1 protein-coding gene is annotated in these 833 nt (G+C 62.8%); it reads left to right on the top strand.

Annotated features, from left to right (window positions below):
• The coding region (locus LGH70_RS23475) for a phosphopantetheine-binding protein (RefSeq protein ID WP_226190995.1) at nt 1-833 on the top strand (833 nt) is incomplete at both ends.

Raw genomic sequence — 833 nt, 5'->3', positions numbered from 1 at the left:
CAGGCGGGGCGGAAAGTATACCGCAGCGGGGACCAGGTGGTGCGCCTGCCCAGCGGGCAGCTGCAGTACGTGGGGCGCTTCGACGACCAGGTCAAGGTCCGGGGCTACCGCGTCGAGCTGGGTGAAGTCCAGCACGCGCTGCTCCAACTCCCCGGCATAGGTCAGGCCGCTGTAGTTACGACGGCCATTGGTGCTGACAACAGCATGTTGGAGTTGGTGGCCTACGTGGTACCGGCCAGCGGCGAGACTATCGATAGTGACACATTGCGCGCGGCACTGCATACGCAGCTGCCGGCTTATATGGTGCCCAGCCACCTGGTGGTACTGGCGGCCTTGCCCGTCACGGCCAACGGCAAACTGGACCGCAAAGCCCTGCCCGACCCCGCGCAGAGCATCCAGAGCCAGCGGGCCGCCCGCTACCAGGCTCCGCAAGGCGAAGTGGAAGAACAGCTGGCCGCCGTGTGGAGCAGCGTGCTGCGCCGCGAGAACATCAGCCGCCAGGACAACTTCTACGACCTCGGTGGTGACTCCATTAAAGCGGTGATGGTCGTGTCCCGCCTGAAGCAAGCTGGCTTCAGCCTGAAAGTGGGGGATGTTCTGCGCACCCCCGTTCTACATGAATTAGCTGAACAAGCTCAGATTCTTACTCGCCACATCAGCCAGGAGCCCATTGTGGGGCCTGGCGAGCTAAGCCCGATTCAACACGAGTTCTTTGGGCATAGCAAAGTTGACGAGCACCATTACAACCAGTCGGTATTGCTGCAGAGTGCTTCGGCGCTGCAGGCCGAGGGGTTGCGGCAAAGCCTGGCCCAGCTGCTTCTGCACCACGACGC

Origin of the sequence: Hymenobacter nitidus, assembly GCF_020447315.1 — a bacterium.
Taxonomy (GTDB): Bacteria; Bacteroidota; Bacteroidia; order Cytophagales; family Hymenobacteraceae; genus Hymenobacter; species Hymenobacter nitidus.
Note: the sequence above shows the minus strand (reverse complement) of the source record. Positions and strands in the feature narration are given on the sequence as shown.